Below are 25,459 nucleotides of genomic sequence, written 5' to 3' on the forward strand. Positions count from 1 at the left end.
CGTGATCCTTTCGCGGGGCGTCCGGCCTTCGCCGCCGGTCGCCGGTGTGCTGGTCGGCTGCCTTCTGACCGCCCTCGCGGTGGTGTTCGCGACGAGCGGCCGGACCGAGCCGCCCGCCCGGACCGTCACCGCGTCGGGGACGCGTGTGGTGGACGTGACGTTGGCGAACATGCGGATCCGGCCGGGGACGATCGAGGCCGCGCCGGGGACGCGGTTGGTGTTGCGCGTGACCAACAAGGACGCGATGCAGCATGACCTGCGTTTGGCGTCGGGTCAGGCCACACCGATGCTCGACCGGGGAGAGTCGGCGACGCTGACGCTGTCGCCGTTGAAGGGGACGGTTGACGGCTGGTGCACCGTTGCGGGCCATCGGGCCGCTGGCATGACGATGCAGATCAAGACGACCGGCACGCACGAGACGCACGCGCCGTCGATGAGCCATCTGGCGATGGGCACCGGCCAACTCGACCTATCGGCCCAACCGTCGGCGGGTTGGAAGCCGTATGACGCCTCGCTCAAGCCTGCTCCGGGGGCGAAGGAGCATCGGGTGGAGTTGCGTGCCACCGACCGTGTGCTGGAGGTGGCGCCGGGCGTGCGGCAGACGATGTGGACGTTCGGCGGGAGCGTCCCCGGCCCGGCGCTGCGCGGCAAGGTCGGGGACGTGTTCGTGATCACCCTGGTCAACGACACGACCATGGGGCATGGGATCGACTTCCACGCCGGCAGCCTGGCCCCGGACGTGCCCATGCGGACGATCCAGCCCGGGGAGCGGTTGACGTACCGGTTCACCGCTGAGCATGCCGGGGCGTGGCTGTATCACTGCTCGACGATGCCGATGCTGCAGCACATCGCCAACGGCATGTACGGCGCGGTCATCATCGACCCACCCGGCCTGCCGCGCGCCGACCGCGAGTACGTCCTGGTCCAAGGCGAGCTGTACCTGGGCACGCCAGGCTCGGAGGCGCAGGTGGCCAAGATGCGCGACGGCCGTCCGGACGCGTGGATGTTCAACGGCACCGCCGCCGGCTACGACCACGCCCCGCTCACCGCCCGCACCGGTGACCGCGTCCGGGTCTGGGTGGTGGACGCCGGCCCCTCCTCCGGCACCGCCTTCCACATCGTCGGCGCCCAGTTCGACACCCTCTACAAGGAGGGCGCCTACCTGCTGCGCAAGGACGACCCCGGCGGCGCGCAGATCCTCGACCTGGCCCCCGGCCAAGGCGGCTTCATCGAAACCGTCGTCCCCGAAGCGGGCCACTATCCCTTCGTCGACCACGACATGCGACACGGCGAATCCGGCGCCCACGGAATCCTGAAGGTGACCCCATGACCTGGTGGTCCGTCATCCGCTTCCTGCACGTCTCGGGGGCCGCGCTGTGGGTGGGCGGGCAGCTCACCATCTCCCTGGTCCTGCTGCCGCTCGCCCGCCGGAAGCTCGCCGCGGAGCAGTACACCGGGATGGCGCGGGAGGTCGGCCGCCGGTTCGGCATCTTCACCGGGGCGATCTTCCTGCCCGTGCAGGTCACCACGGGTGTGGCGATGGCATGGCACAAGGGCGTCACCTGGGCCTCGCTCACCGAGCCCGGCTACGGCCGCATCCTCGCCGCCAAGCTGCTGCTGTTCGCCGCCGTCGTCGCCGTCGCCGGCGTGCACGGCTGGGCCAGCTCCCGGCACCCGTCCTTCGCCCGAGCCATGGCGATCGCCTCGCTCGTGGGCTCCGTCGGCATCGTCCTCATCGCGACCGCCCTGCCCAGCACCTAACCCCCCAGTACCCAGCCGCCCAGTACCCAAGTGGAGAAGCCATGCCCGACCGCCGTGAACTGCCGCTCGTCTACTCGTGCTCGGGCTGCTCCAGCGCCGCGCAGATGACGAACTGGCTGGCGATCCAGCTCGACCGCCGCGGCGTCGCCGAGATGTCCTGCATCGCGGGCGTCGGCGGCGACGTGCGGAGCCTGGTCCGCAAGGCCACCAGCGGACGCCCGGTCATCGCGATCGACGGCTGCGCCCTGGAGTGCGCCCGCAGCTGCCTCGCCCGGCACGGCGTGGCCATCGACGTCCACCACCGGCTCAGCGACGCGGGCGTCCGCAAGCGCCTCGGTGAGGACTTCGACCCCGCCCAGGCCGAGGAGGTCCTCGGCGCGCTCATCGAGCGGGTCGAGACGGAGGTCGGGGCGGCGGACGCCTGAACGGCCGACGGGGCCCCGCCGCGTCAGCGGGGCCGCTGGGCGAACTTCAGCGCCTCCACCACCAGGTACGAGATGACGGCGATGACCGCGATGCGCGCCCAGGCGGCGGCGCCGAGCGGCGCGGAGCCGAACACGTCGTTCATGAAGGGCGTGTAGGTGTAGAGCACCTGGAGCGAGGCGAGGGCGACGACGCTGAGGGCGATCCACGGGTTGCGGCGGACGCCCCGCCACAGCAGCGGCCGGTCCAGGGACAGGCAGTTGAACATGTAGGTCAGCAGCGTCAGCGCGAACACGTTGACGACGATCGTCTGCGCGACCTCCGGCGAGGCGCCGTGGGCGCGTTCCCAGTGCTGGAGCCCGAAGGAGCCGGCCAGCAGGATCGCCGACACCAGCAGGATCCGCGTCGTCATCGCGCGGGTGAGCAGCGGCAGCCCCGGGTCGCGGGGCGGGCGGCGCATGATGTGCTCGTCCTTCGGCTCGACGGCGAACGGCAGGCCGAGGACGAGCACCGCGGTCATGTTCAGCCACAGCACCTGGAGCGGCAGGATCGGCAGCGCGGTCCCGGCGACGATCGCCGCGACGAGGACGAGGCCGAGCCCGATGTTGGACGGCAGCGCCCACACGATGAACTTCACCAGGTTGTCGAAGACGCCGCGCCCCTCCTCGACGGCCTGCTCGATGGAGGCGAAGTCGTCGCCGGTCAGCACCATGTCGGCCGACTCCTTGGCGGCGTCGGTGCCGCTGCGGCCCATCGCCACGCCGATGTCGGCCTGCTTGAGCGCGGGCGCGTCGTTGACGCCGTCGCCGGTCATCGCGATGACGTGCCCGGAGCCCTGCAGCGCCTGGACGAGGCGGAGCTTCTGCTCGGGGGAGACGCGGGCGAAGACCGTGGTGGCCTGGACGCGCTCGGGGGAGACGTCCGCGGTCAGCTCGGCGCCGGTCATGACCTCGCCGGCCAGCCCGACGCGGGCGCCGATGGCGGCGGCGGTCGCGGCGTGGTCACCGGTGATCATCTTGACCTGGATGCCGGCGTCGTGGCAGGTCCGGACGGCGTCGGCGGCCTCCTCGCGCGGCGGGTCGAGCATGGCCTGGAGGCCGAGGAACGTCAGCCGGGGCAGGCCGTCCAGGGTGTCGGCGCGCCCCCGGGCGAACGCCAGCACGCGCAGGGCCTCGCCGCCGTACGCCTCGGCGCGGGCGACGACGGCGTCCGAGTCCAGCGGGACGGGCGCGCCGTCGGGGCCGGCGGCGTCGTCGCACAGCTGGAGAACCCGTTCGAGCTGCCCTTTGACGTAGACGACGCCGCCCTCGTGGAGCGTCGCCATGTAGCGGCGCTCGGAGCTGAACGGGAGCGTCGCCGTCCGTTCCGGGGCCCGGTCGAGCCCGGCCTTGGCGGCGCTGGTGAGGAGGGCGCCCTCGGTGGGGTCGCCGGTGATCCGCCAGCCGCCGTCGATCTCGGCGAGCCGCGCGTCGTTGCAGCCGAGCCCCGCGAGCAGCGTCTCCCTGAGGGCGGGATGGTCGGCGGCGTCGATGGTGCGGCCGTCCAGCTCGACCGTGCCGCGCGGGGCGTAGCCGGTGCCGGTGAGGGTGTAGTCGCGCCCGCCCGCGCTGACCGCGGTGACGGTCATCTGGTTCTGGGTGAGCGTGCCGGTCTTGTCGGTGCAGATGACGGTGGTGCCGCCGAGCGTCTCCACGGCGGGCAGGTGCCGGACGATGGCGCCGCGCCGCACCATCCGGGCGACGCCGAGCGCCAGCGTGATCGTCACGACGGCGGGCAGGCCCTCGGGGATCGCGCCGACCGCGAGCGCGACCGCCGCGGTCAGCATCTCCGTCGCGCCCCGGCCGCGCAGCACCCCGATCGCGAAGGTGACGGCGGCCAGCACCAGGATCGCGACCGTCACCACCCGGCTGAACTGGGCGATCTTGCGGGTCAGCGGGGTCTGCGCCGCCGCCGTGCTCTGCACCAGCCGGTTGATGCCGCCGAGCTCGGTGTCCGCGCCGGTCGCCACGACCAGCCCGGCGCCCCGGCCCGCCGTCGCCAGCGTGCCGGAGAACGCCATCGCGGCCCGGTCGGCGAGCGCGACCTCCGGCAGCGCCGCCGGGTCCTTCGCGACCGGCGCCGACTCGCCGGTCAGCGCCGACTCGTCCACGGTCAGCTCGTCGGTGCGCAGCAGCCGCAGGTCGGCCGGGACCTTGTCGCCGGCCTCCAGCACGACCAGGTCGCCGCGCACCAGCTCCGCCGCGGGGACCTTGACCGGCGCGCCGTCCCGGACGGCGACCGCCGTCGTCCGCGCCATCGCGGCGAGCGCGGTCAGCGCCCGCTCCGCCCGCGACTCCTGGACGAACCCGACCACGGCGTTCACGATCACCACGCCGAGGATCACCAGCGCGTCCACGTGCTCGCCGACCAGCGCGGTCACGGCCGCCGCCGCGAGCAGCACGTAGATCAGCGGGCTGTTGAACTGGAGCAGGAACCGCAGCAGCGGCCCGCGCCCGCGCGCGGCGGGCAGCGTGTTGGGCCCGTCCCGCTCCAGCCGGGCCGCCGCCTCGGCCGCGGTCAGCCCGCGGGACGCGTCGCCGCCGAGGTCGCGCACGACGTCCTCGGCGGGTCTGCGGTAAGGCGCGAGAGCCGTCGTCATCCCCAACCTCCTGTCGCCCGCGAGCCCGCGCCGCCTCCGACGAGGGCGGCGGGGGCGTGGGTCCCGCGGATCTCCCGGTTCATGCCCCCGCGCGCGCCGCTGACGCAGCCCCGCCGGGGGGACGTGCGGAGCCGGGGAAGAAGATCAGCTAAATACGCGAGTCCCGGCGGTCGGCCTTGAGCTGGGCGGCGAGCGCGGCGGCCTGAGTGCGGCGGCTCATGCCGAGCTTGGCGAAGATGCTGGAGATGTAGTTCTTGACGGTCTTCTCGGCGAGGAAGAGGCGCTCGCCGATCTGCCGGTTGGTGAGGCCCTCGCCGATCAGGTCGAAGATGTGGCGCTCCTGGTCGGTCAGGGCCTTGAGCGGGTCCTGCTTCTCCTGCCGGTCGCGCAGCCGCTGGAGCATGCGGGCGGTGGAGCGGGGGTCCAGGAGGGACTGGCCGGTCGCGACGGTGCGGACGGCGCCGACGAGGTCGGAGCCGTGGATCTGCTTGAGGACGTAGCCGGCGGCGCCCGCCATGACGGCCTCGAACAGGGCGTCCTCGTCGTCGAACGAGGTCAGCATGAGGCAGGCCAGGTCGGGCAGCTGGGAGCGGATCTCGCGGCAGACGGATACGCCGTCGCCGTCGGGGAGCCGCACGTCAAGGACGGCGACGTCGGGGCGGGCGGCCGGGATGCGGGCGAGTGCGTGGTCGGCGGTGCCGGCCTCGCCGACGATCTCGATGTCGTCCTCGGCCGACAGCAGCGCCGCGACCCCGCGGCGGACGACCTCGTGGTCGTCCAGCAGGAACACCCGGATCGTCTCGCCGGCCTGGCGGGTCATGGCATCGTCCTTCGCCTCGTCGCTGACACTACGGACGCTACCCGGCGCCCGCACCCGCGGGAGGGCACTGGAGGTCCCGGTGCCCCGGGACCTAGGTCCCGGACCGGCGGAGGTCCCGCGGGCAAGGGCCTTTCGGCCCTGTGGCGGCGGTCACCCGCTGCGTTGGGATGGGGGGGACGGACCACACACGATCGGGGGCGAACCGTGAGCACCCTTACCGCGGCCGATCTGGCGCGGGAGCCCTTCCTGCGGGGGATGCGCAGCGCCGACCTGGCGAGGCTGGCGACCGCGGCCCGGCCCGCGGCGATCCCGGCGGGGCGGCGGATCATCGCCGAGGCGGCGCCCGCCGAGCGGTTCTGGCTGATCCGGGACGGCGAGGCGGCGCTCGACCTGGGCGCGCCCGGCGGCGGGACGGTCGTCGTCGACACCTCCGGGCCCGGCTCGGTGCTCGGCTGGTCCTGGCTGTTCCACCCGTACCGGTGGCGCTTCGGCGCGACGGCGGTGACCGGCGTCGAGGCCGTCGAGTTCGACGGGCGGCTGGTGCGCACCCTGTGCGCGGTCGACCCGGCGCTCGGCTACGAGCTGACCCGCCGCTTCACCGAACTCGCCGTCGACCGGCTCCAGGCGGTGCGGCTGCGGCTCCTGGAGGCCGTCTCGACCGCGCACTCCACCGCGCCCTCCACCGCGCCCGCGCCGCACACGTGACCCGCCCGCGCGGCCGCGTCAGCCGGGCACGATCACGGCGCGGCCCTCCAGCCGGCCCGCCTCCATGTCGCGGTAGGCGTCCGTCGCCCGGTCCAGCGGGTACCGGGTGACGTCGGGCCGCAGCAACCCCCGCGCCGCCAGGTCGAGGACCTCCGCCAGCTCCGGCCGCGTCCCCCAGTAGGTGGTCTGCAGCGACACCTCGTAGGGGACGGAGAAGAACGACACCGGCAGCGTGCCGCCGCCGATGCCGACGATCGTCACGTCGCCGAGCATCCGCGCCGCGGCGGCGGCCGTCGCGAGCGTCGCGTCCACGCCGACGAAGTCGAGCACCACGTCCGCGCCGCGCCCGCCGGTCGCCTCCCGGACGGCGTCCGCCGTGCCGCCGTCGGACGGGAGGGCGAGGTCGGCGCCGTGCGCCACCGTGCGCTCCCGGGCCTCCTCCCGCGTGTCGACGGCGATCACCCGCGCGGCGGTGGTGGCCTTGACGACCTGCACCGCCAGGTGGCCGAGGCCGCCCGTCCCGATCACGACGGCGGTCGCGTCCGGCGGCAGCTTCGCCCACGACCGGCGGACGGCGTGGTACGGGGTGAGCCCGGCGTCGGTCAGCGGCGCCGCCGCGACGGGGTCGAGCCCGTCCGGCAGCGGCACGAGGAACCGCGCGGCGGGGACCAGCAGGTACTCGGCCATGCCGCCGTCGAGCCCGAGCCCGCCGCCGCCTCCGGGCACCGGCGCCTCGGCCGGGTTCTCGCAGTAGTCCTCCGCGCCGATCTGGCACCGGGGGCAGATCCCGCAGCCCCACGGCCCGTACACCGCGACCGGCTGCCCCACGTCGAGCCCGCGCACGCCGTCGCCGAGGGCGTGCACCCACCCGGCGTTCTCATGGCCGAGGGTGAACGGCGGACCCCACGGCAAGGTCGCGCTGTCGAAGTCGCGCATGAGGTGCAGGTCCGAATGGCAGGCGCCCGCGCCCCCCACCTTGACGACGACCTGGCCCGGCCCCGGCTCCGGCTCGGCGACCTCGACCAGCTCCGGATCGGACTTCCACTCCAGCAACCGAAGTGCCCGCATGATCCCTCCCAAGAAACGCCCCGTCCCACCCCGCATACCCCGAAATGCGGGCTTCGTCGCACTAAGCGGGCAGGTCGGGGGGTGGGGCGGTGCCGGGGCGGGTGAGGCGGGCGTTCTCGCGCTCCGCGTCGGCCGGGCCGGGGAGCAGCAGGGCGGGCAACGGGACGCCGAGGAACGTGCTCGCCGCCTCCAGGGTGTTCGCGTCGAACGAGCAGTCGGACGTGGCCGGGGGCAGGTCGGCGGCCGTGTAGGGGCGGCCGGTGGCGACGGTGAGGGCGTCGGCCAGCGCTTCGGGCGTGTGGCCGCGCGCCCGCGTCCACCAGGCGATGTTGGCGGCCACGTTCTCGTTCATGGTGCGCGGCTCCCGGCCGTCGCGGACGACGGAGGCCGGGCGGGCGCGGGGCCTCCGGCGGCGGGTCAGCAACGGCAGCGGGACGAGCAGCGCGCCGAGCAGGGGCAGCGCCCACGGGTAGCTGGCGGTGTGCGCGGTGAACGCGATCGGCTCGTCCAGCCCGCCGATCTCGCCGCGCACGGTGTAGCGGCCGAACGCCGGGGCGCCCAGCGTGAACGGGATGTCGTACGTGCGCTCCTGGCCGGGATCGAGCGTGCCCAGCGCGGGCGCGGTGACCAGGTCGGCGGGGTCGGGCCCGCGTCCCATGGTCAGCGCGAGCGGAAGGTCGGTGAGCGCGGTGGTGCCCTCGTTGCGCAGGGTGACGCGGAGGGTCCGGTCGGCGGCGCCGCCGAGCCAGCCGTCCAGGAGGCCGCCGCCGCGCACGGAGACGGCGGTCGCCGACAGGCGGCGGGTGCCGCCGGCGGTGGACGCGGCGGGACGTTCGGCGGCCGACAGCGTCGGAACGCCCGCCACCGTGATCGGGACCGTCCGGGGCGCGCCGCCGGTGACGGGCCGCACCGCGATGACGCAGGGGCAGCCGACCGGCGGCTTGGCGACGTTGAGCATGACGGCGGTGGCCTTGCCCTCGCCCGTGTAGGTGTTGGCCGACGACGCCACCGCGCAGTCGGCGGTGCCGCGCCGTGCCTGGTTGCCGCACAGCTCGACGAGGAGGTTGCCCGGCGCGAAGCCGGTCAGGCGCACGGTCACGGTCTGGCCCGGCTCGACCGACGTCCGGTCGAGGTCGATCGCGGGTTCCGCGTGGGCGGGGGAGGCGAGCAGCGGGGTCGCCGCCGCGGCGGCGAGGACGGCCGCGAGCCTGAGCGTCCTCATCGGGCGCTCCCCGGACGGCGGCGCCGCGCGTACACGGCTCCGGCGGCGAGCACGGCGGCGGCCCCCGCGACGAGCCACGGGACGTGCCAGAGGGACGCCTTGCGCGCGACCGGGCGGGCGGCGACCGGCCTGCCGCTCTGCGGGTCGGTGGGCGACAGCCTGACCGAGGCGGCCAGCCGCCCCGCCGGGGGTACGCCGCCGATCCGCTCGGTGAAGGTGTAGCTGCTGCCGGGCAGCAGCTCGGGGATGCTGCGGGAGACCTGCTCACCGAGCGGCAGCCCGAACGGCCCCTGCGCGCCGATCCTGGCCAGCGCGGTCATCCGCAGGTTCCCGGTGTTGCGGACGGTGTAGGTGACGTCCATCCGGCCGTTGCCGACGAGCGGGGCGTCGTACCCGGTGCGCAGCGCGGTGACCTGGAGGGCGGGCGCGAGCGTCCCGGCGGCCCGCAGGTAGACGCGCGCCGCCACCCGCCGGTCGACGTTGACGCGCTGCCCCCGCGCGGTGGTCTGCTGCTGGGTGACGGACGCGACGATGCCGCCGCCGTGGTCGCCCGGCGTGGCGTCGTGCGGCACCTTGAGCGTGAACGGCACCTGCACCGTCCTGCCCGCCTTGACCGTGTACGAGCCGCGCTCGATCGTCACCCACGTCCCGACGCCGGTCGGGGTCCGGTCGGCGGTGAGCAGGCCGAACGAGCCGTCGGCGGTGTTGAACGCGTCGGTGGCGTACACCCGGAACGTCCGGGTGCGGTCGCTCAGGTTGGAGATCGACACCTTGTCCCGGACGGTCTGCCCGGGCGAGACCGAGTAGACGAAGTAGTCGCGCCCGCTGGGGCCCTTCGGCCCGGCGGGCCGCACCGCCCAGGCCATGCCGCCCGGATCGCCCGGGGCGGCCGGGTCGCCAGGGGCGGCCGCGGCCGGCGCGGGCGGGATGAGGAGGACGGCCGTCAGGACGGCACCGCCCGCGAGGGCGGCCTTGCTGGTCATGGTGGGCTCCGCGAGGGGGGTCGGCGGCCGGGGCCGGGGTGGCGCCGCGGCGGGCGCGGCGCCACCGGGACGGGTCAGGACAGGGTCAGCGTGAGCGTGCCGGTGTACGAACCGGGGGTGACGCCGGCCGGGACGAGCAGGTCGAGCCCGGCGCCGGCCTCGAAGACGCCGCCGCTGGCCCCGGCCGCGGACGTGGCCAGGGTCTGCGCCGTGTTCAGCCCGCGGACCTGCGGTCCGGGGGCGACGGCGGCGCCGGAGCCGTCCTCGACGACCGCGGCGCTCGGCGTCCACGCCAGGTTCGCGGCCGGGATGGTGCCGCCCTCGGCCGAGGACAGGTCGCTCATCTGGCCGACGAGGTTCCAGCCCGCGTCGGTGCCGCGCGCGTCGGTGACGGTGGCCGTGTGCAGCGCGCCGGTGGCGCTGCCGCCGGGCGCGGCGTCGGTCAGCGCCACGTCGGTGCCGGCCATCGACATGCTGAGCGCGCCGGTCCGGGTGACGTTGGCGGTGATGCGCTGGTCGCCCGTGCCGCCGCCCGGCTCACCGGGGCCGGGGTCCCCGCCGCCCGGGTCCGGGTCGGGGTTCTCGCCGCCGGTGAAGGTGACCGGGATCGCGGTGTCCTGGCTGCGGTCGGGCGACCCGTGGGCGGCGAGGGTCAGGATGTAGCACTGCGTGGTGAGGCAGTCGACCTTGTTGCCGTCGCCGTCGGTGTACTGGGCCTTGACGCCGGCCAGGGTGAGGTCGAAGGTGCCGTCGGCGTTCATCTTGGCCTGCCCGGCGCTGCCGGACGCGTTCTTGTGCACCCACTTGGTGGCCTGGAACGCGTTGGCGTTCAGGTACCAGTCGGCGCCCTTCTTCGGGCCGAACGCCATGTACACGCCGAAGCCGTTGTTCTTGTCCGGGTCGAACCCGCTGCCGGTGACGCGGATGTCCTGGCCCGCGGGATCGGCGCCGGTCGTCGGCGTCACGGTGGTGGACGGCCCGGCGGCGAGCGCGGGCGCCGCCGCGAGGCCGAGCCCGAGCACGGCGGTCGCGCCGAGGACGGCGGTCCGGCGCGACGTCCGGCCGAGGGTGGATCTCATGGATTCTCCTAGCGGGGAGGGGACACCGGCGCGGGAGCGCGCCGGAGACGGGTGGCCGCCGGGCCGGGCGGCACGGCGGAGGCGGGTTCGGTGGAGCGGGTTCGGTGGAGCGGGTTCGGCGGAGCGGGGGTCAGCGGCGGCGGACGAGGCGCCGCACCGCGAGCGCGGCGACGCCGACGGCGCCGACCGCGAGCCAGAACGGCCACGGCGACTGCGCGGGCGCGCCGGCGGCCGTCACGCGGTACGGCTCGACGGCGAGCGGCGTCGCCGATCCGGCCGGGGACGCCTGCGGCGCCGCCCCGGCGGCGGGGGGAGCGGCCGTGCCCGCCGTCGCGTTCGGGGCCGCGGTCGTCCGGCCGCTCGGCGCGGCGGCCGGGCCGGAGGCGCCGCCCGAGGTCGTCCCGCCCGGGGAAGTCCCGCCGGAGGAGCGGGAGCCGCGGAACGACACCGGGACGAAGGCGTCCTGGCTGCGGTCGGGCACGCCGTGGGCGGCGAAGGCCATCACGTAGCAGCCGGTCGCGACGCAGTCCACGGCGCGCCCGTCGCCGTCGGTGTACTTCGCCTTCGCGGTGAGCGTGACCGTGAACGTCCCGGCGGCGGACATCCGGGCCTGCCCGCCGCCGCTGCCGCCCCGGTGCACCCACACCGCCGACGCGAACGCGTTGGCGTTGCGGTGGAAGTCGGCCCGGCGCGGCCCGAAGACCACGTACACACCGAACCCGTTGTTGCGGGCGGCGTCGAAGCCGGAGCCGGAGACCGTCACCGACTGGCCGCCTGGGGCGAGGTTCGCCGTCGGCGAGACGCGCAGCGACGCCGCGTGCGCGGGCGGCGCGACGGCGACGAGGCCGAAGCCCGCCGCGGCGACCGCGACGACCGGACCGAGGATGCGCTGACACCGGCTCACGACTGACGACTCCTGTTAGGTAAGGCTTGCCTAATGAAAGTTAGGTAAGGCTAAGTTAAGGTAATGATCCGCTCGGCGTAAAGAGGCAGAACGCCGGGTCAGCACGGCAAAGGCTTTGGGACGGACGAATGAGACCGCTGCGCACACCCCTCCTGCTCGGTGCCCTGGGACTGACCGCCTGGACCGGAACGGCGGCGGCCCACGCCGACGCCGGCTCGGCCACCGGTGCCCGGGGCCAGACCCTCACGGTGTCCAAGACGTCCGGCCTGAAGGCCGGCGGCGAGACGGTCACCGTCAGCGGCAAGGGCTTCGACACCCGCAAGGGCGTCTACATCGCCTTCTGCAAGGACAACGGGCCCGGCAAGGCGCCGAGCCCGTGCGGCGGAGGCGCCGACACGACGGGCTCCACCGGCGCGTCCCACTGGATCTCCGACAACCCGCCCCCGTACGGGCGGGACCTCGCCGTGCGCTACGGGGCCGGCGGCACGTTCAGCGTCACCCTGAACGTCGCGGCAAAGCTCTCCGGCACCGTCGACTGCGCCGAGACCCGGTGCGTGGTCGCCAGCCGCGCCGACCACACCCGCACGGCGGACCGCACGCAGGACGTCCGCGTCCCCGTCTCCTTCGACGGCGGCGGGATGCCGGCGGCCGTGTGGGCGGGCGGTGCCGGGGCGGCGGCCGTCGCCGCGGCCGGCGGAGCGGTGCTCGTGCTGCGCCGCCGCCGGAACGGCGCGGAGCACGCCCAGTGAACGTCGCCAGACCGCGGCTGCTCGGCGCGTCCGCCGTCGTCCTGGTGGGGCTGCTGCTGAGCGGTTGCGCCGCGGGCACGGCCGCGTCCGGGACCGGCGCCGCATCGGGGACGGCCGCCGATCCGGCGGCGGCCTGCGGGCCGTCCACGGTCGAGGTCGGCCGCGACGTGAAGCCGGTCGGGCCCGCGCCCGAGCCGAAACTGCCCGTGACGGTGCGGTCGGCGGACGGCCGGGACGTCACCGTCCGCAGCGCGGACCGCGTCCTCGCGCTCAACATGTACGGGTCGCTCGCCGAGATCGTCTACAGCCTCGGCCTCGGCGACCGCATGGTGGGCCGGGACGCCTCCACCACGTTCGGCGGCGCCGCGCACCTGCCGCTCGTGACCACGAACGGCCACGACCTGTCGGCCGAGGCGATCCTGCGCCTGGACCCGACCATCGTCCTCGCCGACGCCGGGATCGGGCCGCCCGAGGCGATGGACCAGCTCCGCGCGGCCGGCGTCCCGGTCGTCCTCGTCGGCGACGACCAGACGCTCCCCGCGATCGGCGAGCACGTCACGGCGGTGGCCGCCGCGCTGGGCGTCCCGGCGGCGGGCGAGGCCCTGCGCGCCCGCATCGACGAAGAGATCGAGGCGGGCCGCAGCGCCGCGGCGGCGTCGGCCGCCCCGCTGCGCGTCGCGTTCCTCTACCTGCGCGGCACCGCCGGGGTCTACCTCATCGGCGGCAAGGGCGCCGGCTCCGACGCGCTGATCGAGGCGATCGGCGCCACCGACGCCGGCACCGCCGCCGGGCTGTCCGGCTTCCGGCCGCTGACCAGCGAAGGCATGATCAACGCCGCGCCCGACGTCATCCTCGTCCTGACCAAGGGGCTGGAGTCGGTCGGCGGCGTGCGCGGGCTGGTCGCGCTGCCCGGCATCGCGCAGACGCCCGCCGGGCGCAACAGGCGGGTGGTGGACGCCGACGACGGGAGCCTGCTCACGTTCGGCCCACGCACCGGCGCGACCATCAGGGCGCTGGCCGCCGCCGTCCACCGGCCGTGCGCGCCATGACCGCCGTCCAGGAGAGGGCCGCCGCCCCGGCGGAGGCCGGCGGCGGGAAGCGCCCGGCGCGGCTGCGCGGGACGCTGCTCATCGGCGGGCTCGCCGCCGCGCTCGTCGCGGCGGTCATCGCCGGGGCGAGCCTCGGGCAGGTCAACATCCCGCCCGCCGAGGTGCTCGGCTCCCTCGCGCACCGGCTCGGGCTCGACATCGGGCCGATGCCGTCCGGCCCGCAGGCCGACAACGCGCTGTGGGTCGTCCGCTTCCCGCGCGTCGCGCTCGCCGTCGTCACCGGCGCGGCGCTCGGCTGCGGCGGCGCGATGATGCAGGGCGTCTTCGGCAACCCGCTCGCCGAACCCGGCGTCATCGGGGTGTCGTCGGGCGCCGCGACCGGCGCCGCCGCCGTGATCGTGTTCGGGCTGACCGCGTTCGGCGGCTGGACGGTCGTCCTCGCCGCGTTCGCCGGCGGGCTCGCGACGACGCTGCTGGTCTACGCGGTGTCGCGGTCGGGCGGCCGCACCGAGGTGGTCACGCTGCTGCTCACCGGCATCGCGGTCAACGCGGTCACCTCCGCCGCGCTGGGCCTGCTGATGTTCGCCTCCGGCAACGACGCGCTGCGGGCCATCACGTCCTGGCAGCTCGGCAGCCTCGCGTCCGCGACCTGGCCGGCGGTGGCGGCCGTCGCGCCGTGCGCCGCCGCCGGCATCGCGGTCGCCTGCGCGTGCGCCCGCCGGCTGGACGTCCTCGCGCTCGGCGAGCGGTCCGCGCGGCAGCTCGGCGTGGACGTCGAGCGGCTGCGCTTCACCGGGATCGCCGTCATCGCCCTCACCACCTCGGCTGCGGTGGCGTTCAGCGGGATCATCGCGTTCATCGGCCTGGTCGTCCCGCACCTGGTGCGGATGGCGGCGGGCCCGGGGCACCGCGTCCTGATCCCGGCGTCCGCGCTGGGCGGCGCCGTGCTCGTCGTCGCCGCCGACGCGGTGGCCCGGACGTCCATCGCCTACCAGGAGCTCCCGCTCGGCGTGCTGACGGCGCTGGTCGGCGGCCCGTTCTTCTTCTGGCTGCTGCGCCGGACCCGGACCGGCGCCGGAGGCTGGCAATGATCGCCCTGCGCCGACGCGTGCGGCTCCCGGGGCCGTCCGAGCCGGGCTCGGTCGCGCTCGCCGCGCACGGCGTCACCGTCAAGCGGGGCGCCCGGACCGTCCTGGACGGCGTCGACCTGGAGGTCCGGCACGGCGAGACCCTCCTCCTCGTGGGGCCGAACGGCGCCGGGAAGTCGACGCTGCTGTCGGCGCTCGCCGGCGACCTGCGCCCGTCGGCCGGACGGGTCGCCCTCCACGGCCGTCCGCTCGACGCGTGGACGCCGCGCGAGCAGGCCATGCGGCGGGCGACGCTGCCGCAGCACCACACGCTCGCGTTCGCGTTCACCGTCGCCGAGGTCGTCCGCATGGGCCGCAGCCCGTGGGCGGGCACCGAGCTGGAGGACGAGGACGACGCCGCCGTGGCGCGGGCCATGGACGACGCGGACGTGGCCGCGTTCGCCGACCGCCCGTTCCCGGCCCTGTCGGGCGGTGAGCAGGCGCGGGCGGCGCTCGCCCGCGTGCTGGCCCAGCGCGCCGGGACGCTGCTGCTCGACGAGCCGACCGCCGCCCTCGACATCCGGCACCAGGAGCAGGTGTTCGCGCTGCTCCGCGGCGAGGCGGCGCGAGGGCGCGCCGTCATCGCCGTCGTCCACGACCTGGACCTGGCCGCCGCCTACGCCGACCGCGTCGCGGTGCTGGCGCACGGCCGGATCGCGGCCTGCGGGCCGCCCCCGCACGTACTGACGACCGCGCTGCTCAGCGAGGTCTACCGGCACGACATCGAGGTCATGCCCCATCCCCGCACGGCCCGCCCGCTGGTGCTGCCGCACCGCCCGCCGGCACCCGACCGCAAGGAAACGACATGACCAAGGAAACGACATGACACAGACCCTTGAGCGCTTCTCGGCCCGCCTCCGCACGGCCACCCGTCCCGACCACGGCGACACCGAGCAGACCGCGTACATGACCGCCCTGCTGGACGGGCGGCTCACCCGCGACCAGTACGCCGCCCTCATCGGGCAGCTGCACTTCGTCTACGACGTCCTGGAAGAGGCCGCCGACCGCATGAGCGTCGACGACGTCGCGAGCCGGTTCGACTTCCCCGTGCTGCGCCGGCGCGCCGCGCTGCAGGCCGACCTGGAGTTCTACTACGGGCCGGACTGGACGGCGCGCGTCCGTCCCAACGACGCGACCCGCCGCTACTGCGACCGGCTGTGCGAGGTGTGCTTCGACTGGCCCGCCGGGTTCGTCGCCCACCACTACACCCGCTACCTGGGCGACCTGTCAGGCGGCCAGGTCATCGGCGCGCGGGTCGCGCGGACCTACGGCCTCGCGGGTGCGGACGGCGTCCGCTTCTACCGCTTCGACGACCGGCCGAAGTCGCTCAAGGACCGCTACCGGAGCCTGCTCGACACGGTCCCGTGGGACGAGGCCGAGCAGGAGCGCGTCATCGGCGAGGTCCGCGTCGCCTACCGGCTCAACGCCGGCCTGGCCGCCGCCCTGGACGGGGAGCTGCCGGCCGCCTCCCAGATTCCCGCTAATTCCGATTGACTTAGTAGGCAATTGCGGCCATGCTGGTCGGCATGCACGCACGGACCTCTCCGTGGCCACGGATCTCCCTGTGGACGCGGCCGCACGTCGATCTGGGGCGCCTGGCGAGCGCGCTGTGTCGCGCCGCCGCGTCCCTCGGCGGCGCAGCGCAGCGACACCCGTGAACCAGGAGAGGAACCCGGCACGATGACGACGAGCACGAGCGCCCCGGCGGCGGGCGCATTGGTGACGGAGGGCGCACTGGCCGCCACGGCGGCGGCGCTGGCGGAGAACAGCGCCGAATGGCTGGCGCGGGTGCGGTTCGACCCGCAGGGGCGCTGGTACGAGCGCCTCCACCGCGACGGCGACCGCGAGATCTGGCTGATCAGCTGGCTCCCCGGCCAGAGCACCGGCCTGCACGACCACGGCGGCTCGCGCGGCGCGTTCGCGGTCGCGCTCGGCGCCCTGGAGGAGCGCGACCCGGGCGCGGTGCGCACGGTGGCGCCGGGCGAGGTCCGCGCGTTCGGGCCCGAATACGTCCACGAGGTGCGCAACACCTCCGCCGCCCCGGCGATCAGCGTGCACGCCTATTCCCCGCCGCTGTCCGCCATGAACCGCTACGACCTCGTCGGCGGCCGACCGGTGCTGCGCGACACCGAGGAGGCCGGCCGCTGGTGAGGGCCGCCTCTCCGGGGGTGGCCCCGGGGAGGCGGCCGTTTGCGGCGCCCCCGGCGGGGTACTCGCCGTGCCTGGCCGGTCGCGGTTTCGCAGGGGGAGGAACGGTCGGTGGGGATTCCAGGGATGTCCCTGGCCAGGACGGTGCTTTCCGTACCGAACGCGGTGTCGAGGACGGCCGTCCGCGGTGCCGCCGCCGGAGTGCGGACCACCGTCCGCGCCGGCACCGGAGCCCTGGGCTCGGTCGCCACCCTCGCGGCCGGCGGCCCCCGGCGCCGCGTGTGGGCGCACGGCGGCCGGGCGCACATCCAGGCGAACGGCCTGGCCGGCGGCGGCCTCCGGCACCGGCGGTACGCGCGGGCGCTGACCGACGCGCTGCGCGGCCTGCCCGGCGTCGACTGGGCGGAGGTCAACGCGGTCGCGGGGAACGTCCTCATCACCTACGCGGAGGACGCGGTCGACGTCGACACCCTGGTCGAGACCGTCGAGTCCGTCGAGGACGCGCACGACGCCGCCCACTTCGACGAGGCGGTCCACTTCCGCCGCCCCGACGACGACATGGCGCGGGCGGCGGCGGTGAGCGCGCTCGCGGCCGACTGCGCCGGGGTCGCCGCCGCCATGATCGGCAGGCTGCTCGTCCTCCCGCCGGTGCCCGCCCCCGTGCGCGCCGCGGTGTCGCTCGCCGAGACCGTCCCGCCCCTGCGGTCCGTGCTGGAGCGCCGGCTCGGCGTGCTGCGCGCCGACGCCCTGCTGGGCGTCGCGCCCGCCGCCGTCCACGGGGCCGGGCAGGGGATCGCGCCGCCGGTCACCGACGCGGTGCACCGCGTCTTCCAGCTCTACGAGTTCCGCGCCCACCGCGAGACGTGGCGGCGCCGCGAGCCGCAGCTGGCGGTGCCGGGCCGGCAGCCGCACGAGTGCGGCGCCCCCGCCGAGCGGCCCCGCCCCCTGCCGGACGGGCCGGTGGAGCGGGCGGCGCGGCGCACCGCGCTGGCCCAGCTGCTCGGCTCCGGCGGCATCCTGGCGGCCACCCGCGACGCGTCCGCCGCCGCCGAGGTGCTGCTGGCGACCGTGCCCAAGGCGGCGCGGCTCGGCCGGGAGGCGTTCGCGGCGGTGCTCGGCCGCGACCTCGCGCGGCGCGGCGTGGTCGTCCTCGATCCGGGCGCGCTGCGCCGGCTCGACCGGGTCACCGCGGTCGTCCTCGACTCGGCGGTGCTGTGCGACGGCGAGCTGCGGCTGCTCTCCGCGGTCTCCACGAGCGCCGGGCTGGACGACGCGGACGTGTGGCGCGCGGCCGGCGAGGTGCTCGCCGAGCACGGCCGCGCCGCACTGGAGGGCCCCGGCCCGTGGGCGGGCGCGGGGCGGCGGCTCGCACGGGCGCCGGACGCGCCGTCCGGCGGCCCCGGCGACCCGGACGGCATCACCCTCGACCTGCTCGACGACCGGGGCGAGCGGCGCGGCCGGGTCCGGGTCGGCACCTCGATGGACCGGCTGGCCGAGGGGTTGCTGGCGGCGGCGCACCGGGCCGCCGACGTGGTCCTGCTGACCGAGCACGCGAGCACCAGGGAGCTGCTGGCCTGGGGCGACGACTCCCCGGTGGCGGCCGCGGACCTGGCGCGCTCGGTCGCGGCGCTGCAGCGCGACGGCCACGTGGTCCTGGCCTTCTCCACCGGCCGCGGCGAGGCCCTCGACGCGGCCGACGTGGGCGTCAGCGTCCTGCGCGGCCGCGGGCTGGCCGACTGGCGCGCCGACCTGGTCTGCGGCCCCGGCCTTGCGGAGGCGTGGCGGCTGCTGGCCGCCGTCCCGGCGGCGCGGCGCGCGAGCGAGCGCTCGGCGCAGCTCGCGCTGAGCGCGTCCGCACTGGGCGCGCTGCTGATCGCGGGACGGCCCCGGCGCCCCGCCCGCCGCGGGCCGCTGGGCCGGATCACCGGCACCTGGCAGGACGTCCCGCCCGTGCACGCCGCCGCGCTGTCGGCGATGTTCGCGAACGCGGTCGGCGCCCGGCGGCTGAACCACCGCCCCCTGCCGCCGCCCGTCGTCCGGGACGCCTGGCACGCCCTCAGCGCGGCGGAGGCGTACCGGCGGCTCACCCCCGCCGCCGCCGACGAAGGCGAGGCCGGTGAGCCCCGGCTCGCCGCGGTGCCGGGCCTGCGCCGCGCGGCCGGGCCCCTGCGCGCGGGCCTGCGCCTCGCCGCGGCCGTCCGGCAGGAACTCGACGACCCGCTCACCCCGATCCTCGCGCTCGGCGCGGCGGCCTCCGCCGTCGTCGGGTCCAGCGTGGACGCGGCCCTGGTCGCGGGCGTCATGACCGGCAACGCCCTCATCGGCGGCGCGCAGCGGATGCGGGCCGAGCGCGCCCTCGGCGAGCTGATGCTGGGCCAGCAGATCCACGCCCGCCGGGTGCCCGCCGCCGCGCTGGAGACCGTGCGGGGCCCGGACGGCTTCGCCCGGCTCGGGACCGCCGGCGGCGACCGCGTCACCGCCGCGAGCCTGCGCACCGGCGACGTGATCCTGCTGCGCTCCGAGGACGTCGTCCCGGCGGACGCCCGGCTGCTGTGGGCCGAGTCGCTGGAGGTGGACGAGGCCACGCTCACCGGCGAGTCCGTCCCCGTCGACAAGGGCACCGAGCCGTGCCCCGGCGCCGAGCCCGCCGACCGGCACTGCATGGTCTACGAGGGCACGATCGTCGTCGCGGGCGAGGCCGCCGCCGTGGTGGTCGCCACCTCCGACGCCACCGAGACCGGGCGGGCCGCCGCGCTCGCCGGCGCCGCCGACGCCTCCGCCAGCATGCAGACGCGGCTGGCCGAGCTCACCCACCAGGCCCTGCCCGCGACCGCGCTCGGCGGCGCGGCCGTCACCGTGCTCGGGATGCTGCGCGGGCTGCCGCTGCGCAGCGCGCTCGGGTCCGGCGTCGCGGTCGCGGTCGCCGCCGTCCCGGAGGGGCTGCCGCTGGTCGCGACCGTCTCGCAGCTCGCCGCAGCGCGGCGGCTGTCCCGGCTCGGCGTGCTCGTCCGCTCCACCCGCGCGCTGGAGGCGCTCGGCCGGGTGGACACCCTCTGCTTCGACAAGACCGGCACGCTCACCGAGGGCAGGCTCCGGCTGGTCCGCGCCGCCGGGCCCGCCCGCGCCCTCCCGCTCACCGGCGACGACGCGCGGCGCGTCCTGCGGGTCGCCGCGCGCGCCTGCCCGCCGCCCGGCGGCCGGACCGCCCCGCACGCCACCGACCGGGCCGTCCTCGAACGCGCCCGCAGCCTGCCGCCCGACCGCCGGTGGCGGCTGGAGGAGGAGCTGCCCTTCGAGACCACCCGCGGGTTCTCCGCCTCGCTCGGCCGCGACGGCGACCGGTGGGTCATCGCCGTCAAGGGCGCGCCCGAGGTGCTGCTCGCCAAGTGCAGCCGGCTCGACGGGGAGGGCGGCCGGCTCACCGCGTCCCGGCGCCGCGCCGCCGCCGCGACGGTGCGGCGGCTGGCGGGGGAGGGGCTGCGCGTCCTCGCCATCGCCGAGCGGCCCGTCGCCGGCCCCGCCGAGGCGCGCGGCGAGATCGCCGACCACGTCGCCGACCTGACGCTGCTCGGCTTCATCGGCATCGCCGACCCGCCGCGCCCCACCGCCGAGGAGGCCGTGCACCGGCTGCACGAGGCGGGCATCCGGGTCACCATGATCACCGGCGACCATCCGGCGACCGCCGCGGCCGTCGCCGCCGAGCTCGGCATCCCGGGCGCCGGCGAGGTCGTCACCGGCGCCGAGCTCGACGCCATGCCCGCCGGCGAGCGGCGCCGGGCCGTCCAGCGGGCCGCCGTCTTCGCCCGCGTCACCCCCGCCCACAAGGTGCGCATCGTCAAGGACCTGCGCCGGGTCGGCCGGGTCGTCGCGATGACCGGGGACGGCGCCAACGACGCCGCCGCCATCCGCCGCGCCGACGTCGGCATCGCGGTGGCCGGGCGCAGCTCCGGCGCCGCCCGCAACGCCGCGGACCTCGTCCTCACCGCGCCCGACACCGCGCTCATCCTGGACGCGCTGCGCGAGGGCCGCGCGCTGTGGCACAGCGTCCGCGACGCCGCCGCGATCCTCGTCGGCGGCAACGCGGGCGAGGTCGCCTTCACCGTCCTCGGCACGGCGCTCGGCGGGAACGCCCCGCTCAGCACCCGCCAGCTGCTGGTGGTGAACATGCTGACCGACATGCTGCCGTCGCTCGCCGTGGCGATCACCCCGGCCGACCCGCGGCCCGCCGACGAGGTGCCGCTCGGCACCGCGCCCGTGCGCGGGTTCACCGGGCAGGACATGGGCCGGGTGCTGGCCGTGCGCGGCACCGCCACCGCGGCCGCCGCCCTCGCGTCCTGGCACACCGGGCGGCTCACCGGGCTCGTCCCCGGCGGCCGCCGCCGGGCCTCCACGATGGGCCTCGCCGCGCTCGTCGGCGCCCAGCTCGGCCAGACCCTCATCGCCCGCTGGCACAGCCCGCTGCTGCTGGCCACCTGCGCCGTCTCCGCCGCCGCGCTGTTCGGCATCGTCGAGACGCCGGGCATCAGCCAGTTCTTCGGCTGCACCCCGCTCGGGCCCGGCGCCTGGACGGTCGTGACGCTGTCGGCGGCCGCCGCGACCCTCGGTGCCGCCGTGGCGCCCCGGCTGCTGCCGTCCGCGGACGAATGGCAGGCCGCGCCGGAAGGAGGGGCCGCGCCCGGATGACGGGCCGCTCAGCCGGCGGCCATCGCGCCGAGGCGGCGGGCGAGCCGGGCGGCGGCCTCGCGCAGCTCCGGCGGCTCCAGCACCTCCGCCTCGAAGCCCAGCCCGACCACGCGCACCGCGAGCCACTCCAGGTCGTCGCCGCCGACGACGAGGACGCACCAGCCGTCGCGGTCGTCCTCGACCCGCCCCACCTGCGGCGGGACCAGCTCCCGCACCCGTTCGGGCGGGGCGTGCAGCCGCACCCGGGCCAGATGCCGGTACGGCGCCTCGGCCACCGCCCGCTGCACGAAGGCGGCCGGGTCCGGATGCTCCCGCGCCCGGAAGTGCCAGGTCGTCGCGGCCGCCGCGCGCATCCGGTCCAGCCGGAAGGTGCGCCAGTCGCCGCGGTCGACGTCCCAGGCCATCAGGTACCAGCGGCGGCCGGTGGCGACCATCCGCACCGGCTCCACCGTCCGCTCCCGGTCGGCGTCGCCGCGCCCCGCGTAGCGGAACCGCACCCGCACGGCGTCGCGGCATGCCCGCGCGAGCGTCACCAGCAGCTCCGGATCCACCTCGACGCCCGGCGCGGCCAGGGTGTCGGTGGCGCCGTGCACCGCCCGCACCTCCGCGCGCAGCCGGGGCGGCATCACCTGGTCGAGCTTGGTGAGCGCGCGCAGCGCCGCCTCGCCCGACCCGGCGACCGTGCCGCCGGACGCCAGCCGCAGCGACACCGCCGTGGCGATCGCCTCCTCGTCGTCCAGCAGCAGCGGCGGCAGCCGGGTGCCCGCGCCGAGCCGGTAGCCGCCGCCGACGCCCGCCGCCGCGCGCACCGGGTAGCCGAGGGCGCGCAGCCGCTCCACGTCCCGGCGCACCGAGCGGTCGGTCACCCCGAGCTCGTCCGCCAGCTCGGCGGCGGTCCAGGACGGCCGCCGCTGCAGCAGCCCCAGCAGCCGCAGCACGCGCTCGGCCGTCGCCTCCACCGACATTCACGCATCGTCCCACAGATCGCGGAACGAACCTGTCCGCTATTGCCGCCAAGCTGGAGCCATGACCGACCCGACCATGAACTCCCTGCTCCGGGAGCAGCTCACCTGGCACTGGGACCACCAGCTGCGCGCCCGCCTGGAGGGGCTCACCGACGACGAGTACTTCTGGGAGCCCGTGCCCGGCTGCTGGACCGTCCGCCCCGGCGGCGACCCGCCGATCGACTTCGCGTTCCCGCAGCCCGACCCGCCGCCGTTCACCACGATCGCCTGGCGGCTCGCGCACGTGATCGTCGGCGTCCTCGCGGTGCGCAACGCCGGCCACTTCGGCCGGACGCCCACCGACTACGGGTCGTTCCCGTACGCCGCGACCGCCGCCGAGGCGCTGGCCCAGCTCGACGCCGAGTACGCCGCCTGGCTGGACGGGGTCGAGTCGCTCGGCGAGTCCGGCCTCGCCCGCCCCTGCGGGGAGGCGGAGGCCCCGTACACCGAGTACCCGATGGCGACCCTCGTCCTGCACATCAACCGCGAGGTGATCCACCACCTGGGCGAGGTGTGCCTGCTCCGCGACCTGTACCAGCACCAGCACCAGAACCAGCACCAGAACCAGCACAAGGAGGCGCGCTGACATGGCCCGCGACGTCCAGATCACCTTCGACTGCGCCGACCCCGCCGCCCTCGCGGCGTTCTGGGCCGAGGCCCTCGGCTACCGGCTGCAGGACCCGCCCGGCGGCTTCGCCACCTGGGACGAGGCCCTGGAGGCCATGGGCGTGCCGCCGGAGAACCGCAACGACGCCTCGGCGGTGGTCGACCCCGACGGCGCCGGCCCGCGGCTGTTCTTCCAGCGCGTCCCGGAACCGAAGCGGGTCAAGAACCGCGTCCACCTCGACGTGCGCGCCGCCCCCGGGCTTCAGGGCGACGACCGGATGGCGGCCCTCGAAGCCGAGGCCGACCGTCTCGTCTCGCACGGCGCCGCCCGCCTTCGGCGCCACGAGCCGGCCCCGCCCCTCGGCGCCGGCCACATCATCATGGCCGACCCCGAGGGCAACGAGTTCTGCCTCGACTGACCGGGGCGCCGGTCAGTCCCCGAGCGCGGGCTCGTGCTCGGCCTGCTCGGCGACCCAGCTGGCCAGGAGGCGCAGCTTCTCCGCGGAGTCGCCGCCGGGTTCGGCGCCGTAGGCGACCACGGTGAGGTTGTCGGCGGGCAGCTCCATGGACTCGTAGGTCAGGAGCAGGTCCCCGACGACCGGGTGGTGGAAGGGCTTGGCGCCGATGTGGTGCTGGCGGACGTCGTGGCGCGCCCACCGCGTCCGGAAGTCGTCGCTGCGGGTGGACAGCTCCCCGACCAGCGCGGTGAGGTCGGCGTCGTAGGGGTCGCGGCCCGCCTCGGCGTGCAGCAGCGCGACGGTGACGTCCGCCGCCGAGTCCCAGTCGCCCCAGAACCGGCGGGAGCGGGGGTCGAGGAAGATGAACCGCGCGTGGTTCGGGGTCGCGCCGCGCGCCGCGTCGAACATCGGGCCGTACAGGGCGCGGCCGAGCAGGTTGGCGGCCAGGATGTCGCCGCGCCCGTTCATGACGATGGCGGGCGCGTCGGTCATCGAGTCGAGCATGCGCCGCACCGTGGGCCGGACCCGCTGCGGGGCGGCGCGGCGCCGGCGGCGCGGGGCGGGCCCGGCGGCGCGGGCCAGGTCCTCCAGGTGGGTGCGCTCCCCGTCGTCGAGGCGCAGGGCGCGGGCCAGCGCGTCCAGCACGTGGTCGGAGACGCCCGACAGGTCGCCGCGCTCCAGCCGGGAGTAGTACTCCACGCTGACCCCGGCGAGCTGGGCGACCTCGCCCCGGCGCAGGCCCGGCACCCGGCGGGCGCCGTAGGAGGGCAGCCCGGCCTCGTCGGGGGTGATCCTGGCCCGGCGGGACGTCAGGAACTCACGGACTTCGCTGCGGTGGTCCACGACATCCAGGCTAGGCGGCGCCGGAACGCGGAAGGGTGCCCTGCCAGTACACCCTTCAGCAGTGACTCCTCGCACACCGTCGCATGCCCTTGTATGGATGGCGACCCGCCCGACCGGAGCGGGCCGCTACCGAAGGAGCATCATCTTGCGCGTTCACTCTTACGCGGCACCGGCCGCGGGAGAGCCGCTCGTCCCGACCACCATCGAGCGGCGCGACGTCGGCCCCGACGACGTGCTCATCCGGATCGAGTACGCCGGGATCTGCCATTCCGACATCCACACGGTCCAGGGCGACTGGGGCGCCAAGCCCTTCCCCCTGGTCCCGGGCCACGAGATCGTCGGCATCGTCGACGAGGTCGGCGCCGGCGTCACCGCCCACCGGGTGGGCGACCGCGTCGGCGTCGGCTGCATGGTCAACTCCTGCGGCGAGTGCGTCAACTGCCGCAACGGCGACGAGCAGTACTGCACGGACGGCATGGTCGCCACCTACGCGGGCGTCGACCGGGACGGCACCATCACCCAGGGCGGCTACAGCACGCATGTCGTCGTCGACGCGGGCTTCGTCCTGTCGGTGCCGAAGGGGCTCGACCCGGCGGCCGCGGCGCCGCTGCTGTGCGCCGGGATCACCACCTACTCGCCGCTGCGCCGCCGCGGCGCGGGGCCCGGAAAGAAGGTCGCCGTCGTCGGCCTCGGCGGGCTCGGGCACATGGCGGTCAAGCTCGCCCACGCCATGGGCGCCGAGGTCACCGTCCTGTCGCAGTCGCTGAAGAAGCGGGAGGACGGCCTGCGGCTCGGCGCCGACCACTACCACGCCACCGGCGACCCCGGCACGTTCGAGCAACTCGCCGACCGGTTCGACCTGATCATCAACACCGTCAGCGCCGTCGTCGACCTGGACGCCTACCTCGGCCTCCTCGCGGTCGACGGCACCCTGGTCAACGTCGGCGCCCCCGGCGTGCCGCTGAGCCTGGACGCGTTCTCCCTCATCCACGCGCGGCGCTCCTACGCCGGGTCGATGATCGGCGGGATCGCGGAGACCCAGGAGATGCTGGACTTCTGCGCGGAGCACGGCATCGGCGCCGAGATCGAGCTGATCTCGGCCGACCAGGTCAACGAGGCGTACGCGAGGGTCCTGGCGTCCGACGTCCGCTACCGGTTCGTCATCGACGCCGCCACCCTCGGCTGACCT

At 76.1% G+C, this 25,459-nt stretch carries 24 protein-coding genes; 15 read left to right on the forward strand and 9 right to left on the reverse strand.

Annotation, left to right across the window (positions count from 1 at the left end):
• The first annotated feature begins 1 nt into the window (after position 1).
• The 3 genes from ACGFI1_RS29015 to ACGFI1_RS29025 are packed head-to-tail and all read left to right on the forward strand — an operon-like array spanning position 2 to position 2,186.
• Positions 2 to 1,330 carry a multicopper oxidase domain-containing protein gene (locus ACGFI1_RS29015; RefSeq protein ID WP_392789714.1) on the forward strand — a complete coding sequence of 443 codons (1,329 nt, stop codon included), beginning with the start codon at positions 2 to 4 and terminating at the stop codon, positions 1,328 to 1,330.
• Entirely contained in the window at positions 1,327 to 1,761 is a 435-nt protein-coding gene (locus ACGFI1_RS29020; protein ID WP_392789716.1) for a hypothetical protein, read from the forward strand. The genes ACGFI1_RS29015 and ACGFI1_RS29020 overlap by 4 nt, the downstream gene beginning before the upstream one ends.
• Positions 1,762 to 1,802: 41 nt before the next feature.
• A complete protein-coding gene (locus ACGFI1_RS29025; RefSeq protein ID WP_301176875.1) occupies positions 1,803 to 2,186 on the forward strand; it encodes a putative zinc-binding protein in 384 nt (127 codons plus the stop codon).
• Between the two features lie 23 nt (positions 2,187 to 2,209).
• Here the strand turns inward: ACGFI1_RS29025 and ACGFI1_RS29030 are convergent, their stop codons facing one another.
• Together ACGFI1_RS29030 and ACGFI1_RS29035 are read right to left on the reverse strand one after the other, a co-directional pair.
• Positions 2,210 to 4,822 carry a cation-translocating P-type ATPase gene (locus ACGFI1_RS29030; protein WP_392789719.1) on the reverse strand — a complete coding sequence of 871 codons (2,613 nt, stop codon included), beginning with the start codon at positions 4,820 to 4,822 and terminating at the stop codon, positions 2,210 to 2,212.
• 148 nt (positions 4,823 to 4,970) lie between these two features.
• Entirely contained in the window at positions 4,971 to 5,642 is a 672-nt protein-coding gene (locus tag ACGFI1_RS29035; RefSeq protein WP_301176873.1) for a response regulator transcription factor, read from the reverse strand.
• Positions 5,643 to 5,846: 204 nt separating this feature from the next.
• On the opposite strand from ACGFI1_RS29035, the gene ACGFI1_RS29040 reads away from it, so the two are divergent.
• Complete coding sequence (locus tag ACGFI1_RS29040; protein ID WP_392789722.1) at positions 5,847 to 6,347, forward strand: cyclic nucleotide-binding domain-containing protein; 501 nt, start codon at positions 5,847 to 5,849, stop codon at positions 6,345 to 6,347.
• 18 nt (positions 6,348 to 6,365) lie between these two features.
• Here ACGFI1_RS29040 and ACGFI1_RS29045 read toward each other — a convergent pair whose 3' ends face one another.
• The 5 genes from ACGFI1_RS29045 to ACGFI1_RS29065 all read right to left on the reverse strand — a co-directional run bounded on the left by ACGFI1_RS29045 (position 6,366) and on the right by ACGFI1_RS29065 (position 11,603).
• Positions 6,366 to 7,415: an NAD(P)-dependent alcohol dehydrogenase gene (locus ACGFI1_RS29045; protein WP_392789724.1), complete on the reverse strand. Its 1,050-nt coding sequence runs from the start codon at positions 7,413 to 7,415 to the stop codon at positions 6,366 to 6,368.
• A gap of 61 nt (positions 7,416 to 7,476) precedes the next feature.
• Positions 7,477 to 8,637, reverse strand: coding sequence for a hypothetical protein (locus ACGFI1_RS29050; protein WP_392789726.1), 1,161 nt, complete (start codon positions 8,635 to 8,637; stop codon positions 7,477 to 7,479).
• Positions 8,634 to 9,620, reverse strand: a complete 987-nt coding sequence (locus ACGFI1_RS29055; RefSeq protein ID WP_392789728.1) for a WxL protein peptidoglycan domain-containing protein — start codon at positions 9,618 to 9,620, stop codon at positions 8,634 to 8,636. The genes ACGFI1_RS29050 and ACGFI1_RS29055 overlap by 4 nt, the downstream gene beginning before the upstream one ends.
• Before the next feature lie 74 nt (positions 9,621 to 9,694).
• On the reverse strand, positions 9,695 to 10,699 hold the full coding sequence (locus ACGFI1_RS29060) for a hypothetical protein (protein ID WP_392789730.1): 1,005 nt from the start codon (positions 10,697 to 10,699) through the stop codon (positions 9,695 to 9,697).
• Between the two features lie 130 nt (positions 10,700 to 10,829).
• Positions 10,830 to 11,603 (reverse strand): hypothetical protein, encoded by a 774-nt coding sequence (locus ACGFI1_RS29065; RefSeq protein ID WP_392789732.1) that lies wholly within the window; start codon positions 11,601 to 11,603, stop codon positions 10,830 to 10,832.
• Between the two features lie 128 nt (positions 11,604 to 11,731).
• Here ACGFI1_RS29065 and ACGFI1_RS29070 point away from each other — a divergent pair, with 128 nt between their 5' ends.
• The 8 genes from ACGFI1_RS29070 to ACGFI1_RS29105 all read left to right on the forward strand — a co-directional run bounded on the left by ACGFI1_RS29070 (position 11,732) and on the right by ACGFI1_RS29105 (position 21,359).
• Entirely contained in the window at positions 11,732 to 12,352 is a 621-nt protein-coding gene (locus ACGFI1_RS29070; protein ID WP_392789734.1) for a hypothetical protein, read from the forward strand.
• Positions 12,349 to 13,401: a heme/hemin ABC transporter substrate-binding protein gene (locus ACGFI1_RS29075; protein ID WP_392789735.1), complete on the forward strand. Its 1,053-nt coding sequence runs from the start codon at positions 12,349 to 12,351 to the stop codon at positions 13,399 to 13,401. Before ACGFI1_RS29070 ends, ACGFI1_RS29075 begins: the two co-directional genes overlap by 4 nt.
• Positions 13,398 to 14,492 carry a FecCD family ABC transporter permease gene (locus ACGFI1_RS29080; protein ID WP_364552514.1) on the forward strand — a complete coding sequence of 365 codons (1,095 nt, stop codon included), beginning with the start codon at positions 13,398 to 13,400 and terminating at the stop codon, positions 14,490 to 14,492. Before ACGFI1_RS29075 ends, ACGFI1_RS29080 begins: the two co-directional genes overlap by 4 nt.
• Positions 14,489 to 15,337, forward strand: coding sequence for a heme ABC transporter ATP-binding protein (locus tag ACGFI1_RS29085; RefSeq protein ID WP_387073097.1), 849 nt, complete (start codon positions 14,489 to 14,491; stop codon positions 15,335 to 15,337). The genes ACGFI1_RS29080 and ACGFI1_RS29085 overlap by 4 nt, the downstream gene beginning before the upstream one ends.
• A 13-nt stretch (positions 15,338 to 15,350) precedes the next feature.
• On the forward strand, positions 15,351 to 16,022 hold the full coding sequence (locus ACGFI1_RS29090) for a biliverdin-producing heme oxygenase (protein WP_392789738.1): 672 nt from the start codon (positions 15,351 to 15,353) through the stop codon (positions 16,020 to 16,022).
• A 32-nt stretch (positions 16,023 to 16,054) separates the two neighbouring features.
• Entirely contained in the window at positions 16,055 to 16,186 is a 132-nt protein-coding gene (locus tag ACGFI1_RS29095; protein ID WP_364552522.1) for a putative leader peptide, read from the forward strand.
• Positions 16,187 to 16,208: 22 nt separating this feature from the next.
• On the forward strand, positions 16,209 to 16,679 hold the full coding sequence (locus ACGFI1_RS29100; protein ID WP_392789741.1) for a cysteine dioxygenase: 471 nt from the start codon (positions 16,209 to 16,211) through the stop codon (positions 16,677 to 16,679).
• Between the two features lie 123 nt (positions 16,680 to 16,802).
• Entirely contained in the window at positions 16,803 to 21,359 is a 4,557-nt protein-coding gene (locus ACGFI1_RS29105; protein WP_392789743.1) for an HAD-IC family P-type ATPase, read from the forward strand.
• An 8-nt stretch (positions 21,360 to 21,367) separates the two neighbouring features.
• Here ACGFI1_RS29105 and ACGFI1_RS29110 read toward each other — a convergent pair whose 3' ends face one another.
• Positions 21,368 to 22,324 (reverse strand): helix-turn-helix transcriptional regulator, encoded by a 957-nt coding sequence (locus ACGFI1_RS29110; protein ID WP_392789746.1) that lies wholly within the window; start codon positions 22,322 to 22,324, stop codon positions 21,368 to 21,370.
• Positions 22,325 to 22,385: 61 nt separating this feature from the next.
• Between ACGFI1_RS29110 and ACGFI1_RS29115 the strand changes: the two genes are divergently transcribed.
• Positions 22,386 to 22,949 carry a DinB family protein gene (locus tag ACGFI1_RS29115; protein ID WP_392789748.1) on the forward strand — a complete coding sequence of 188 codons (564 nt, stop codon included), beginning with the start codon at positions 22,386 to 22,388 and terminating at the stop codon, positions 22,947 to 22,949.
• 1 nt (position 22,950) lies between these two features.
• A complete protein-coding gene (locus tag ACGFI1_RS29120) occupies positions 22,951 to 23,388 on the forward strand; it encodes a VOC family protein (RefSeq protein ID WP_392733814.1) in 438 nt (145 codons plus the stop codon).
• A gap of 12 nt (positions 23,389 to 23,400) precedes the next feature.
• Here the strand turns inward: ACGFI1_RS29120 and ACGFI1_RS29125 are convergent, their stop codons facing one another.
• A complete protein-coding gene (locus tag ACGFI1_RS29125) occupies positions 23,401 to 24,270 on the reverse strand; it encodes a helix-turn-helix domain-containing protein (protein ID WP_392733815.1) in 870 nt (289 codons plus the stop codon).
• Between the two features lie 142 nt (positions 24,271 to 24,412).
• Here ACGFI1_RS29125 and ACGFI1_RS29130 point away from each other — a divergent pair, with 142 nt between their 5' ends.
• Positions 24,413 to 25,456: an NAD(P)-dependent alcohol dehydrogenase gene (locus ACGFI1_RS29130; protein ID WP_392789817.1), complete on the forward strand. Its 1,044-nt coding sequence runs from the start codon at positions 24,413 to 24,415 to the stop codon at positions 25,454 to 25,456.
• Positions 25,457 to 25,459: the final 3 nt, after the last annotated feature.

This window comes from Actinomadura geliboluensis, from assembly GCF_043197915.1.
In the GTDB taxonomy this organism is placed as follows: domain Bacteria; phylum Actinomycetota; class Actinomycetes; order Streptosporangiales; family Streptosporangiaceae; genus Spirillospora; species Spirillospora geliboluensis.